12 protein-coding genes are annotated in these 12,685 nt (G+C 73.0%); 6 read left to right on the plus strand and 6 right to left on the minus strand.

Annotated features, from left to right (window positions below; all coding sequences use genetic code 11):
- Entirely contained in the window at nucleotides 1–2,370 is a 2,370-nt protein-coding gene (locus ABT288_RS06630; RefSeq protein WP_351603444.1) for a helix-hairpin-helix domain-containing protein, read from the minus strand.
- On the minus strand, nucleotides 2,367–3,350 hold the full coding sequence (locus ABT288_RS06635; RefSeq protein WP_351603446.1) for an aldo/keto reductase: 984 nt from the start codon (nucleotides 3,348–3,350) through the stop codon (nucleotides 2,367–2,369). Before ABT288_RS06635 ends, ABT288_RS06630 begins: the two co-directional genes overlap by 4 nt.
- Nucleotides 3,351–3,512: 162 nt before the next feature.
- Here ABT288_RS06635 and ABT288_RS06640 point away from each other — a divergent pair, with 162 nt between their 5' ends.
- Both ABT288_RS06640 and ABT288_RS06645 read left to right on the plus strand, forming a co-directional pair.
- A complete protein-coding gene (locus ABT288_RS06640) occupies nucleotides 3,513–4,568 on the plus strand; it encodes an LLM class F420-dependent oxidoreductase (RefSeq protein ID WP_351603448.1) in 1,056 nt (351 codons plus the stop codon).
- Between the two features lie 166 nt (nucleotides 4,569–4,734).
- Nucleotides 4,735–5,523, plus strand: coding sequence for a ferritin-like domain-containing protein (locus ABT288_RS06645; protein WP_351603450.1), 789 nt, complete (start codon nucleotides 4,735–4,737; stop codon nucleotides 5,521–5,523).
- Between the two features lie 27 nt (nucleotides 5,524–5,550).
- Here the strand turns inward: ABT288_RS06645 and corA are convergent, their stop codons facing one another.
- Nucleotides 5,551–6,546, minus strand: coding sequence for a magnesium/cobalt transporter CorA (gene corA, locus ABT288_RS06650; RefSeq protein ID WP_351603566.1), 996 nt, complete (start codon nucleotides 6,544–6,546; stop codon nucleotides 5,551–5,553).
- A 62-nt stretch (nucleotides 6,547–6,608) separates the two neighbouring features.
- Here corA and ABT288_RS06655 point away from each other — a divergent pair, with 62 nt between their 5' ends.
- The 4 genes from ABT288_RS06655 (at nucleotide 6,609) to mshC (ending at nucleotide 10,137) form a co-directional block, all read left to right on the plus strand.
- Complete coding sequence (locus ABT288_RS06655; protein ID WP_351603452.1) at nucleotides 6,609–7,295, plus strand: histidine phosphatase family protein; 687 nt, start codon at nucleotides 6,609–6,611, stop codon at nucleotides 7,293–7,295.
- Between the two features lie 110 nt (nucleotides 7,296–7,405).
- A complete protein-coding gene (locus ABT288_RS06660; RefSeq protein WP_351603454.1) occupies nucleotides 7,406–7,996 on the plus strand; it encodes a DUF3090 domain-containing protein in 591 nt (196 codons plus the stop codon).
- Nucleotides 7,960–8,805 carry an SCO1664 family protein gene (locus ABT288_RS06665; protein WP_351603456.1) on the plus strand — a complete coding sequence of 282 codons (846 nt, stop codon included), beginning with the start codon at nucleotides 7,960–7,962 and terminating at the stop codon, nucleotides 8,803–8,805. The genes ABT288_RS06660 and ABT288_RS06665 overlap by 37 nt, the downstream gene beginning before the upstream one ends.
- Before the next feature lie 102 nt (nucleotides 8,806–8,907).
- Nucleotides 8,908–10,137 carry a cysteine--1-D-myo-inosityl 2-amino-2-deoxy-alpha-D-glucopyranoside ligase gene (gene mshC, locus ABT288_RS06670; protein ID WP_351603458.1) on the plus strand — a complete coding sequence of 410 codons (1,230 nt, stop codon included), beginning with the start codon at nucleotides 8,908–8,910 and terminating at the stop codon, nucleotides 10,135–10,137.
- Between the two features lie 66 nt (nucleotides 10,138–10,203).
- Here mshC and ABT288_RS06675 read toward each other — a convergent pair whose 3' ends face one another.
- The 3 genes from ABT288_RS06675 to ABT288_RS06685 all read right to left on the minus strand — a co-directional run bounded on the left by ABT288_RS06675 (nucleotide 10,204) and on the right by ABT288_RS06685 (nucleotide 12,624).
- Nucleotides 10,204–11,187, minus strand: coding sequence for a PAC2 family protein (locus ABT288_RS06675; RefSeq protein ID WP_351603460.1), 984 nt, complete (start codon nucleotides 11,185–11,187; stop codon nucleotides 10,204–10,206).
- A 175-nt stretch (nucleotides 11,188–11,362) separates the two neighbouring features.
- Nucleotides 11,363–12,034: a FadR/GntR family transcriptional regulator gene (locus ABT288_RS06680; RefSeq protein ID WP_351603462.1), complete on the minus strand. Its 672-nt coding sequence runs from the start codon at nucleotides 12,032–12,034 to the stop codon at nucleotides 11,363–11,365.
- A gap of 44 nt (nucleotides 12,035–12,078) precedes the next feature.
- Nucleotides 12,079–12,624: an SMI1/KNR4 family protein gene (locus tag ABT288_RS06685; RefSeq protein ID WP_351603464.1), complete on the minus strand. Its 546-nt coding sequence runs from the start codon at nucleotides 12,622–12,624 to the stop codon at nucleotides 12,079–12,081.
- Nucleotides 12,625–12,685: the final 61 nt, after the last annotated feature.

A 12,685-nucleotide genomic window follows, 5' to 3' on the forward strand; every position in this document is an offset into this window, starting at 1 on the left:
TCACACCCGCAGCAGCGTCTGCAGGCGCGTCGTGCGGGGCTTCGCCGGCGTCTCCGCCACCGCCTTCGGCAGGGCCTGTTCCACACCGTGGACCACCGACAGATGCCGCTCCGCCCGGCCGAAGGCCGTGTACACCCAGGGTCTGCTGAGCGCCTGCGCGGCGTCGCCGGGCAGCACGACGACCGCCGCCGGCCAGCGCGCGCCCACCGCCTGGTGTGCGGTCAGCGCCCACCCGTGCCGTACGGCGCCCTCCACCCGCTCGCGCGGTACGACCACCGCCGTGCCCGCGCACGACAGGTGCAGCCCGTCCGCGTCGGCCTTCACCACCGTGCCCGGCACCGTACGGCCCGGGGCGGGGGAGTAGGCGATCCGGTCGCCGGGGTCGAAGCCGCCGAAGCGGCCCGGGCCGGGGTTGAGGCGCTCCTTCAGCGCGGAGTTGAGGGCGCGGGTGCCCGCGGCGCCGCCGTGCCCGGGGGTGATCACCACGGTCTGGTCGGCCGGGACACCGAGCGCCCGCGGCACCGAGTCGGCGACCAGCTGGACGGTCCGGTGCACGGCCTCGCCCGCGTCCCGCACCGGGACGATGACGATCTCCTTGCCCGGGGCGGCGACCTGGTTCAGCTCGCCGACGCCGATGCCGGAGACCAGCTCGCCGATCGGGCCCAGGTCGGGGATGCGGGAGGCGAGCTGCGGGCAGACGCGGGCGGCGAGCAGATCGGCGAAGACCCGCCCCGGTCCGGCCGACCACAGCACCGCCGGGTCGCCGCTGAGCACCAGCCGGGCCCCGTCGGACAGCGACTCCACCAGCATGGCGGCGCTCTCCACGTCGAGCTGCGGCGCGTCCAGCACGACCAGCAGATCGAGTTCCAGCGCGCCGTCCGTGTCCCGGCCCGGTCCCTCGGCGCCGGACAGCAGACCGGCGGTCGTGCCCACGCTGTGCTCCGCCGGGTCCGTGCCCAGCAGGGCGGCGAGGCGGTGGCGTCCGTCGGGGGTGTGGCAGACGGCGAAGGCCCGCAGGCCCGCGGTGCGGGCGGCACCGAGCAGCGCGGCCGGTTCGGCGCGGGCCGCCTCCCCGCCGGTGTGCAGCACCAGGCCGTGCCCGGCGACCGCGCGGACCAGCTCGGCCGCGCCGCCGGAGGCGGCGTCGACCGCCGCCTGCCAGGCCTGCTCGGTCTCCTTGGGCAGCGAGTTGACCAGCCGGGCCAGGCCGTCGGCGAGGCTCTCCTCGGCCAGTGCGTACCGCTCCAGGCCGACGAGGACCCGCACCGGCCGCTCCTCCTCGTCCGCGCCCTCTTCCGCCTCCTGCGCCGCGCCGGCTCCCGGTTCCTCCAGGGCGTCCTGGAACGCCAGGGCCTCGCCCTCCGCGAGCGTGCTCTGCACCGCCGCGTCCGGGTCCGGGACGCCCTGCTTGCCCAGCGCCGCGGTGAGCGTGGGCAGTTCCAGCGCGGTGTGCCCGGCCAGGGCCGCCTGCTCCAGCAGCCAGACGGTGAGCGCACGAGCCCGCCGCTCGTCGCCCGGGCCGCAGGCGGCGCCGAGCAGGGCGCGGGCGAAGCCGTCGGCCTGGTCGGGCCGTACGCCGCTGATCCGCAGCAGCTGCCAGGGGTCCTCGCGCAGCGCCGCATCGGCGCCCTCGCCCAGTGCCGCGGCCACCTGGGGAGCCAGGGCCTCGGGCGCACCGCCTTCGGCCAGCACCCGGCGTACGTCCTCCACCGTCTCCGGTGCCGGGGCGGCGGCCGGGGCCGGCGCGGGCTGCGGTCGGGGTACGGGTTCCGGGGCCGGGCGGCGCGGCGCGCGTGCGGGCTCGGCGAAGACCGTGGCCGCCGGCTTTTCGCCGCTCTCCATCGCCCGCACCGCCGCGAGCAGGTCGGCCGCCTTGCCGCTCAGCTTGGCGCCGCTCTCGATCGGCCCCTGCTTCTCGGCCTTACGCCGCGCGATCCGCTCCCGCTCGAGCCGCTGCGCAGCCAACTCGGCCTCGGCCTCGGACAACTGGGCAGGGCCGGCGCCCTCGCTTCCGGCCCCGGGCTTGGACGGCTGGAGGGAGTCGGCGCCTTCGCCCTCGGCCTCGGACCGCCGGGTGGAGTCTGCCTCTGCGCCCTCGCCGCCGCCCGAGCCCGCCGCCTCTTCGGCGCCCTCGGTGCCGTCCGCGATCGCTGCCCCCTCGGCGCCCGCCTCCTCGCCGCCGCCCGCGCCGTCCCCGCTCCGGCCTCCGCCCCCGACCGCGCTCGCCCCCGCGCCGCTCCGGCCCTCGGTGCCGCTCGCCGCAAGGCCGTTCGCACGGCTCGCCCCGGACGCGGCCGCCCCACCCGGGCCCTCGGGTGTGTCCGGTGTCCCCGGCCCGGCCTTCTCCGTGGTCTCCGGCTCCGTGCTCACAGCGTGCTCCAGTCGTGATCGGGATAGCGGTGCACGGGCGCCGACACATCGTCCAGCGCCCGGCAGATCTCGTCAGGAAGACTAAGGGCCTCCACTGACAATGCCGCCGTGAGCTGCTGCGCGGTGCGCGCGCCGACGATCGGCGCGGCCACGCCGGGCCGGTCCCGGACCCAGGCGAGGGCCACCTGGAGCGGGGTCACGGCGAGTCCGTCGGCGGCCGTCGTCACCGCGTCCACGATCCGGGTCGCCGTGTCGTCCAGGTAGGGCTCGACGAACGGCGCCAGGTGCTCGGAGGCGCCGCGCGAGTCCGGGGGAGTGGTGTGCCGGTACTTGGCGGTGAGCACGCCCCGGCCGAGCGGGGAGGAGGGCAGCAGCCCGACCCCGAGATCCAGCGCGGCGGGCAGCACTTCCCGTTCCACGCCCCGCTGCAGCAGTGAGTACTCCATCTGCGTGCTGGCCAGTCGCGTGCGCATGCCCGGCGCCGCGAGCTGCCAGGTCGCGGCCTTGGCGAGCTGCCAGCCGCAGAAGTTGGAGACGCCTGCGTACCGGGCGCGGCCGCTGCTGACCGCTATGTCCAGGGCCTGGAGGGTCTCCTCCAGTGGGGTCCCGGGGTCGAAGGCGTGGATGTGCCACACGTCGACGTAGTCCGTGCCCAGGCGGGCCAGGGAGGCGTCGAGGGCGGCGAGCAGATGGCCGCGGGAGCCGTCGAAACGGCGGTCGGGGTCGGGGACGCTGCCGGCCTTGGTGGAGAGCACCAGGTCCCGGCGCGGCACCAGGCCGTCCATCAGCTGACCGAGCAGGTACTCCGCCTCGCCGTTGCCGTACACGTCCGCGGTGTCGACCAGGGTGCCGCCGGCTTCCCAGAACGCCTTCAGCATGTCCGCGGCGTCGTGCTCGTCGGTGTCCCGGCCCCAGGTGAGGGTGCCGAGTCCGATCCGGGACACACGCAGGCCGGTACGGCCGAGATGCCTCTGCTCCATGCGGGCGAGATTACTGGCCAGAACCGGTGCGGTGGGTTGCCTGTGGATAACCTGGCCGGGCCGCGGACCCGTCTTTTCCAGGTGCCCGGCGCCTGCCCCCGCCTCCGTCCCCGCGCTAAGGTCGCCCCACCAGAACGTTACTCATGGGTAAGGGGATCGGCGATGCAACTCGGGATCAACCTCGGCTACTGGGGTGCCGGAATGGACGGGGACAATCTGGCCGTGGCCCAGGAGGCCGACCGGCTGGGCTTCTCCGTGTGCTGGGCCGCCGAGGCCTACGGCTCCGACGCGGCGACGGTGCTGTCCTGGGTCGCCGCCCAGACCGAGCGCATCGACGTCGGCTCGGCCATCTTCCAGATCCCGGCCCGCCAGCCCGCGATGACCGCGATGACGGCCGCGACGCTCGACTCGCTGTCCGGCGGCCGCTTCCGGCTCGGGCTCGGCGTGTCCGGCCCGCAGGTCTCCGAGGGCTGGTACGGCGTCAAGTTCGACAAGCCGCTCGCCCGCACCCGCGAGTACGTCGAGATCGTACGCAGGGCCATGACCCGGGAGCGGCTGACGTACGAGGGCGAGCACTGGACGCTGCCGCTGCCCGGCGGCCCGGGCAAGCCGATCAAGCTGACCGTGCACCCGCAGCGCGAGCACATCCCGCTGTACATCGCCGCGATCGGCCCGAAGAACCTCGAGCAGACCGGTGAGATCGCCGACGGCGCCCTGCTGATCTTCCCCGCCGCCGACCACCTCGAGGACACCACCCTCAAGTACCTGCGCGCCGGCCGGGAGAAGGCGGGCAGGACCCTCGACGGCTTCGACGTGTGCCCGACCCTGCCCATCGCCGTCGGCGACGACAAGGACGTGGCCCGGCTCGCCGACACCTTCCGGCCGTACACCGCGCTGTACGTCGGCGGCATGGGCAGCGCCAAGCAGAACTTCTACAACCAGCTCGCCCAGCGCATGGGATACGAGAAGGAGGCCGCCGAGATCCAGCAGAAGTACCTGTCCGGCGACAAGCAGGGCGCCGCGGCCGCGGTCCCGCACGATCTCATCGACAAGACGACTCTGCTGGGCTCCGTCGACCGCATCGCCGACCGGATGAAGGCCTACGCCGCCGCCGGTGTCACCACCCTCAGCCTGTCGCCGGCCGGCTTCACCCTGGACGAGCGGCTCGCCTCCCTGCGGGCCGGCCGCGAGGCCCTGGAGCGCGCGGGACTGGCCTAGGAGACTTCAGCGGCCGTGGTGGGGGCTCGGGGGTCTTCCCCGCCACGGCCGTCACCGGAAACAACGCGCCGGGAGCCGCGCGGTTACGACCGTGGCGTCATCCTTTTGGCCGAGCGGACACGCACAGCTGTTGCACGCCCCAGACTGTCCGCATTTGACTCGTTCTATGCTTTCGGCCAAGAGTGTGTTCCAGGAGATCCTCGACAACGACGAGGCGTTCCGGCTCTTCTGCTCCGTCGCCGCCGGCGGGGAGTCCCAGGGTGGCTGGGAGAACCGGCGGATCGCCGCGCTGGTCCCGCCCGGCGAACGCGCCCTGGCCCCGAAGATCGCCCGGCACGGCGCCGACGAGGACAAACACGGACGCATCTTCCACGCCCTGATGAGGAAACGCGGGCTCGCCCCCGTCGCCGTACCGCCCGAGACCGACTACACGATGCTGCTGGAGCGGCAGGGCATCGGCCTCGCCCACGACAGGCTCCGGCGGGACGAGCCGCTCACCGAGCGGGACATCATCGTCTACCTCGCCCACAGCCGCGTCACCGAACAGCGCGCCGCCGAGCAGATGCAGCTGCTGCTCAGGCTGTTCGCCGCCCATCCCGAGGTGGGCAGGGCCATACGCATGATCTCCGACGACGAGGACAACCACCTCGCCTACACCCACGAGGAACTGCTGCGGTTCGCCGCCGCCGGGCATGGCCGGCTGATCCAGCGCACCCTGCGCGCGTGCGCCCTCGCCGAGATCCGCGTCCACCGGGACGTCAGCCTCGCCGTGATGGCCCGCATGGGCCGCATCCTGGGCTGGTCCAGGGCCAGGTACGCCCTCCTCGCGGCCGGCATCCACGCGGTGTACGCCTACGAGCGCCTCGCCGGCTGGCGCCGCATGGTCACCCTCACCGTCCCCGAGCGCCGCGACCCCCTCGGGGGCCCCGCCACCCCCGCCCACGAGTTCGCCTGAGCCGCGGACGCACGCAGCCCTGAGGCCTCACAGCCAGCCACGATGCTTGAACAAGCGGTACAGCAGCACCTCCAGGGCGGCCATCGCCAGGATTACCGCCGGATACGACCACAGCCAGTGCAGCTCCGGCATGTGGTCGAAGTTCATGCCGTAGATCCCCGCGATCATCGTGGGGACCGCGGCCATCGCCGCCCACGCCGAGATCTTCCGCATGTCGTCGTTCTGCCGCACGCTCATCTGCGCCAGATGCGCCGACAGGATGTCCGACACCAGCCGGTCGAGAGCCTCCACCGACTCGTTCACGCGCAACAGGTGGTCGCCCACGTCCCGGAAGAACGGGCGCGCCTTGTCGTTCACGAACGGTACCGAGGCACCCAGCGGTCCGGTGCCGGCCAGCCGGGTCAGGGGCAGCGCCAGCGGGCCGGTGGCCCGGCGGAACTCCAGGACCTGCCGTTTGAAGCCGTAGATCCGGGACGCGGTGCCCCGCGAGCCGCCGCCCTCCGGCCGGAACACCTCCGCCTCGAGTTCCTCCAGGTCGTTGCCCAGCTCCGTCGCCACCTCCAGATAGTGGTCGACGACAGCGTCGGAGATCGCGTACAGCACGGCGGTCGGGCCCTTGTCGAGCATCTCCGGCTCCTCCTCCAGCCGGCGCCTCACGGCGGCCAGCGGCGAGCCCTCGCCGTGGCGCACGGTGACCACGAAACCGTCGCCGACGAAGACCATGATCTCGCCCGCCGAGACGGCATCGCTCTCCGTCTCGTACACGACCGGTTTCAGCACCATGAACAGCGAGTCGTCGTACACCTCCAGCTTGGGCCGCTGATGCGCGTTCAGCGCGTCCTCGACCGCCAGCGGATGCAGCCCGAACTCCTGGGTGACCAGGTCGAACTCCCGCTCGGACGGCTCGTACAGGCCGATCCACACGAACCCGCCCTCGGCCCGCGCCTCGGAGAGCGCGTCGGACAGGTCCTCCGGCCCCTCGGTGCGGAGCCCGTGCCGGTAGATGGCGCAGTCCACGATCACGGTGCGCATTCTCCCTTCGCCCGGTCGGCGGCGCATGTGCTGATACGCCTACCCTGGGCCGCATGCCCACGCTGATCCTCGTCAGGCACGGACGCTCCACCGCCAACACCTCCGGTCTGCTCGCCGGCTGGACGCCCGGCGTCACCCTGGACGAGCGCGGCGCCGCCCAGGCCGCCGCGCTGCCCGGCCGGCTCGCCGCACTGCCCATCTCCGAGATCGTCACCAGCCCCCTGGAGCGCTGCCAGGAGACCGTACGGCCGCTGCTCGAGGCCCGCCCCGGCCTGCGCGCCCACACCGACGAGCGGATCGGGGAGTGCCACTACGGCGACTGGTCCGGCCGCAAGCTCGCCGAGCTCAAGGACGAGCCGCTGATGGAGGTGGTCCAGGCCCACCCGTCGGCCGCCGCCTTCCCCGGCGGTGAGTCCATGCGCGCCATGCAGACCCGCGCCGCCGAGGCCGTACGCGAGTGGAACGCGCGCGTGGAGCGCGATCACGGCGCCGACGCCGTCTACCTCATGTGCTCCCACGGTGACATCATCAAATCCCTGGTCGCCGACGCCCTCGGACTCCACCTCGACCTGTTCCAGCGGATCTCCGTGGAACCGTGTTCCGTCACCGCGATCCGCTACACCCGGCTGCGGCCGTTCCTCGTTCGCCTCGGCGACACCGGGGATTTCGCCTCGCTCGTCCCGCGCGACGAACCTGGTGAGGGCGACGCACCGGTCGGAGGTGGTGCGGGCGCACCGTGATCGTCGGCCGCAGTAGGGTGAAGCGATCCAACAGTCGCGCATCCGTGGGCGGCCCGCACCGCTGAAACCTACGAACCACTCTCCGCACTCACTCTCAATGGAGACAGGACGTGTCCCGTCAGGTGTTCCTCTACGACCCGCCGGACCGCTTCGTGGCCGGCACGGTCGGGCTGCCCGGACGCCGTACGTTCTTCCTCCAGGCCACCGCAGGCTCCCGGGTGACCAGCGTGGCTCTGGAGAAGACCCAGGTGGCCGCGCTCGCCGAGCGCATGGACGAACTGCTCGACGAGGTCGTACGGCGCAGTGGCGGCAGCGCCGCCGTCCCCGCCATGGCGCCCACCGAGATCGCCGACACCGCCCCGCTCCAGACCCCCATCGAGGAGGAGTTCCGCGTCGGCACCATGGCGCTGGCCTGGGACGGCGAGGAACAGCGCATGATCGTCGAGGCGCAGGCCCTGGTGGAACTGGACGCCGACACCGAGGAGGACCTCGCCGAGGCCGAGGAGCGGCTGCTCCAGGACGAGGAGAACGGGCCCCCGATGCTGCGGGTCCGGCTGACCGGCGCGCAGGCCCGGGCCTTCGCCAAGCGCGCCCTCGACGTCGTCAACGCCGGGCGGCCGCCGTGCCCGCTGTGCAGCCTCCCGCTCGATCCGGAAGGACACGTATGTCCGCGCCAGAACGGATACCGCCGCGGAGCGTGACGCCCACCGGCACCGGCACCGGGACCGGCTCGGCCGCCGCCGAGCTGCTCGCGCGAGGTGAGCTGACCGTACGCGGACGGATCCGCGAGGCGTCCAACGCCGCGCTGTTCTGCACCATCGCCCTCGACGGCCAGGAAGCCTCCTGCATCTACAAGCCGGTGGCCGGGGAGCGCCCCCTGTGGGACTTCCCCGACGGCACCCTGGCAGGCCGCGAGGTGGCCGCCTACGAGGTCTCCGAGGCCACCGGCTGGGGGCTCGTCCCGCCGACCGTGCTGCGCGACGGGCCGTACGGCGAGGGCATGTGCCAGCTGTGGATCGACGTCCAGGCCGAGGCGGAGCTGCTCGCCCTGGTCGACGCCGGGGAACCGGAGCCGGGCTGGAAGGCGATCGGCCTGGCCGACGTCGGCGAGGGCCGCACCGCGCTCCTCGTGCACGCCGACGACGAGCGGCTGCGCCGCCTCGCCGTCCTCGACGCCGTGATCAACAACGCCGACCGCAAGGGCGGCCATCTGCTGCCCACCACCGACGGCCGGCTCTACGGCATCGACCACGGCGTCACCTTCAACGTCGACAACAAGCTGCGCACGCTGCTGTGGGGCTGGGCCGGGGAGCCGCTGACCTCCGAGGCCGTCGACGCCCTCCGGACACTGCGCGGGGCCCTGGGCGGGCCGCTGGGCGAACGGCTGACCGCCCTGCTCACACCGGCCGAGATCGACGCCACACGCGCGCGTGTCGAGGACCTGCTCACCACGGGAGTGCACCCGGAACCCAACGGCGAGTGGCCCGCCATCCCCTGGCCGCCGGTGTGAGCAGGCTCAGCACATCGCGCGCCGATCCACAAGAGCGCACAACCGGCCATCCGACGAGATCCCGTTCGTATACGCAGCTCGTGGCCGGTTAGGCTCATGTACATGCATGCCTGGCCCGCTTCCGAGGTCCCCGCCCTGCCTGGTCAGGGCCGCGACCTGAGGATCCACGACACCGCGACCGGCGGCCTCGTCACCCTCGACCCCGGTCCCGTCGCCCGTATCTACGTCTGCGGCATCACCCCGTACGACGCCACCCACATGGGGCACGCGGCGACCTACAACGCGTTCGACCTCGTGCAGCGCGTGTGGCTCGACACCAAGCGGCAGGTCCACTACGTCCAGAACGTCACCGACGTCGACGATCCGCTGCTGGAGCGCGCGGAGCGGGACGGCGTCGACTGGGTCGCCCTCGCCGAGAAGGAGACGGCCCTCTTCCGCGAGGACATGACCGCCCTGCGGATGCTCCCGCCGCGGCACTACATAGGTGCCGTGGAGGCGATACCCGGCATCGTCCCGCTCGTGGAGCGGCTGCGCGACCTCGGCGCGGCCTACGAGCTGGAGGGCGACATCTACTTCTCCGTCGAGTCCGACCCGCACTTCGGGCAGGTCTCGAACCTCGACGCGGCCGCCATGCGGCTGCTGTCCGCCGAGCGCGGTGGCGACCCGGACCGTCCGGGCAAGAAGAACCCCGTCGACCCGATGCTGTGGATGGCGGCCCGCGAGGGCGAGCCCAGCTGGGACGGCGGCTCCCTCGGCCGGGGCCGGCCCGGCTGGCACATCGAGTGCGTGGCCATCGCCCTCGACCACCTCGGCATGGGCTTCGACGTCCAGGGCGGCGGCTCCGACCTCGCCTTCCCGCACCACGAGATGGGCGCCTCGCACGCCCAGGTGCTCACCGGCGAGTTCCCCATGGCCAAGGCCTACGTCCACGCCGGCATGGTCGCCCTGCACGGTCAGAAGATGTCCAAGTCCAAGGGCAACCTCGTCTTCGTCTCGAAGCTGCGCCGAGACGGCGTCGACCCCGCCGCCATCCGCCTGGCCCTCCTCTCCCACCACTACCGTGCGGACTGGGAGTGGACCGACCAGGTCCTCCAGGACGCCGTCGCCCGCCTCGGCCGCTGGCGCGCGGCCGTCTCCCGTCCCGACGGCCCGTCCGCCGACGCACTCGTCGAGGAGATCCGCGAGGCCCTGTCCAACGACCTGGACGCCCCCGCCGCCCTCGCGGCGGTGGACCGCTGGGCGGCCAGGCAGGAGCAGGAGGGCGGCACCGACACGGGCGCCCCGGGCGTCGTCACGCGCGCGGTGGACGCGCTGCTGGGGGTAGCGCTGTAGTTCCCGCAGCTCCGGTGGATGCACAAGGGGCGGTTCCCTCCTCGGGAACCGCCCCTTGTGGTGTCCTCACTCCTCCGAGCTGTCCTCGTCGTCACCCTCGGCCGCATCCGGCCTGGGCGGTTTCGGCGGCCGGTTCCTTCCGCCGGGGTTGTCCCTGCGGAAGGAACCACCGTCCCCGCCGTCGGCCGTGGCGTGTCCGCCCGGCGGGCTGACATCCCGGCGCCGCAGATACCGCTCGAACTCGCGGGCGATCGCCTCGCCCGAGGCCTCCGGCAGCTCCGCGGTGTCCCGGGCCTCCTCCAGCGTCTGGACGTACTCGGCGACCTCGCTGTCCTCGGCGGCCAGCTGGTCCACGCCCACCTGCCAGGCACGTGCGTCCTCCGGCAGCTCGCCCTGCGGGATGCGCAGGTCCAGCAGGTCCTCCAGCCGGTTGAGCAGCGCCAGCGTGGCCTTCGGGTTCGGCGGCTGGGAGACGTAGTGCGGTACGGCCGCCCACAGCGACACCGCCGGGACGCCGGCGTGGGTGCACGCCTCCTGCAGGACGCCGACGATGCCCGTCGGGCCCTCGTACTTGGTCTCCTCCAGGTCCATCCGCTCGGCCAGGTCCGGGTCGGACGTCACCCCGCTGACCGGCACGGGACGCGTGTGCGGAGTGTCACCGAGCAGGGCGCCCAGGATGACCACCAGCTCCACGCCCAGCTCGTGCGCGAAGCCGAGCAGCTCGTTGCAGAACGAGCGCCAGCGCATGGACGGTTCGATGCCGCGCACCAGCACCAGGTCACGCGGCTTCTCGCCGCCGACCCGCACCACCGACAACCTGGTCGTCGGCCAGGTGATCTTGCGCACACCGGCGTCCATGAACACCGTGGGCCGGTTCACCTGGAAGTCGTAGTAGTCCTCGGCGTCCAGCGCCGCGAACACCTCGCCCTTCCACTCGCGTTCCAGATGAGCGACCGCCGTGGAGGCGGCGTCGCCGGCATCGTTCCAGCCCTCGAACGCGGCCACCATGACTGGGTCGATCAGCTCGGGAACCCCCTCCAGCTCGATCACCCAGTGCCTCCTTCCGACGAGCCCTCGCTTGACTCACCAACCTTACGGCGTCCGGCGGGGGCGCCCGCAGCCCCCTTGCGCGGGCCAGTGACCGGATCACTGCCCCGTTCGCCACCGTCGAACACCCCTCGTCAACCCGGAGCCCGACCGGATCCGTCCAGGTGCCGGCCCTCTCTCACAGGGTGCTGCGCAGCCACTGTTCCACGCTCGCGATGTGCACGGTCGCCCAGGAGCGGGCCGCCTCCGCGTCCCGGTCGCGCAGCGCGGCCAGGATCGCCCGGTGCTCGCGCAGGGTGCGGCCGACCGCGTCCTCCTGGGTGAGACCCCGCCAGATCCGGGCCCGCGTGGTCGGCCCCGACAGGCCGTCCAGCAGCGAGCACAGCACCGAGTTGCCGGCGCCGCGCACGATGCCGCGATGGAACTCCAGGTCGGCGGCGACCAGCTCCTCCACCGAGGGTTCGTCACCGAGGGCCTCCAACTGGGCAGACAGTGCGTCCAGTTGCTGTTCGCCGATCCGGAAGGCCGCCATCGCGGTCGCGGCCGGCTCCAGGATGCGGCGCACCGCGAGGAACTCCAGGACGGTGTCGTCGCGGTGGAAGTCCACGACGAAGCTCAGCGCCTCCAGCAGCAGTTGCGGATCGAGGCTGGTGACGTACGTGCCGTCGCCCTGCCGCACGTCCAGGATCCGGATCAGCGACAGCGCCCGTACGGCCTCCCGCAGCGAGTTCCGCGACAGCCCCAGCTCGGCGGCCAGCTCGCTCTCCTTGGGCAACCGGTCCCCGGGCCGCAGCGCACCGGAGACGATCATGCCCTTGATCTTCTCGATCGCCTCGTCGGTGACTGCCATGACCGGCCTCCCTGGTCGCCAGACATCGGATGTCTCAGCGGCCATTATGCGGGCGGGGCGTCGAACCACTCCCTGCTGTCCGCCCAGTGCCGCACCCAGCCGGCGAAGCCGGGCTCGGCGGTGGTGTGGCCGAACTCCGCCCCGAAGGGCACCGCTCCCTCACCGGTGATCTGCCATATGTGACCCCGGTGCGGGCCGGTGACGATCAGGTGCCAGTCCATGCCGCAGCCGTCGGTCCCCAGCCGCAGGGAACCGTCGTGCGCGACCCGCTCGATCACGGCCTCGGGGTCCTCGTACGGGCCGTCGTCCTCCTCCCACAGCCACGCCCGGGTGAGCGGGAACGGCTCGTCGAGCCGCTGGTGCTCGGCGCCCCCGCGCAGCCCCGCCATCCCGTACTCCGGCGGCCCCTGGCAGGACCCGTCGGTCGCCTCGGCCACGAACGTCCGGTACGGCTCGGGCAGCACCACGTGGTGCTCCGCCTCGAAGGCGTGCACCGCCGCCCAGCCGAGGGCGGACTCGCCGCCGTCGTCCACCGCGAAGGCCTCCCGCAGAGCCGCCAGTTCGGCGGGATCCGCCTGATCGTTGTTCATGCCCCGATGGAAGCACCCGGCACTGACAACGCCCCGGTAGACGAGAGGGGCGGCCCCATCG

The sequence above is a fragment of the Streptomyces sp. NPDC001093 genome, assembly GCF_040298985.1.
In the GTDB taxonomy this organism is placed as follows: Bacteria; Actinomycetota; Actinomycetes; order Streptomycetales; family Streptomycetaceae; genus Streptomyces.

Bases quoted from the DNA above. Each gene is read 5' to 3' on its own strand.
- ABT288_RS06665 (WP_351603456.1), top strand. From the start codon at position 7,960: ATGTCCGCGCCAGAACGGATACCGCCGCGGAGCGTGACGCCCACCGGC.
- ABT288_RS06680 (WP_351603462.1), bottom strand. From the start codon at position 12,034: ATGGCAGTCACCGACGAGGCGATCGAGAAGATCAAGGGCATGATCGTC.
- ABT288_RS06635 (WP_351603446.1), bottom strand. From the start codon at position 3,350: ATGGAGCAGAGGCATCTCGGCCGTACCGGCCTGCGTGTGTCCCGGATC.
- ABT288_RS06655 (WP_351603452.1), top strand. From the start codon at position 6,609: ATGCCCACGCTGATCCTCGTCAGGCACGGACGCTCCACCGCCAACACC.
- mshC (WP_351603458.1), top strand. From the start codon at position 8,908: ATGCATGCCTGGCCCGCTTCCGAGGTCCCCGCCCTGCCTGGTCAGGGC.
- ABT288_RS06685 (WP_351603464.1), bottom strand. From the start codon at position 12,624: ATGAACAACGATCAGGCGGATCCCGCCGAACTGGCGGCTCTGCGGGAG.
- ABT288_RS06645 (WP_351603450.1), top strand. From the start codon at position 4,735: ATGCTTTCGGCCAAGAGTGTGTTCCAGGAGATCCTCGACAACGACGAG.
- ABT288_RS06640 (WP_351603448.1), top strand. From the start codon at position 3,513: ATGCAACTCGGGATCAACCTCGGCTACTGGGGTGCCGGAATGGACGGG.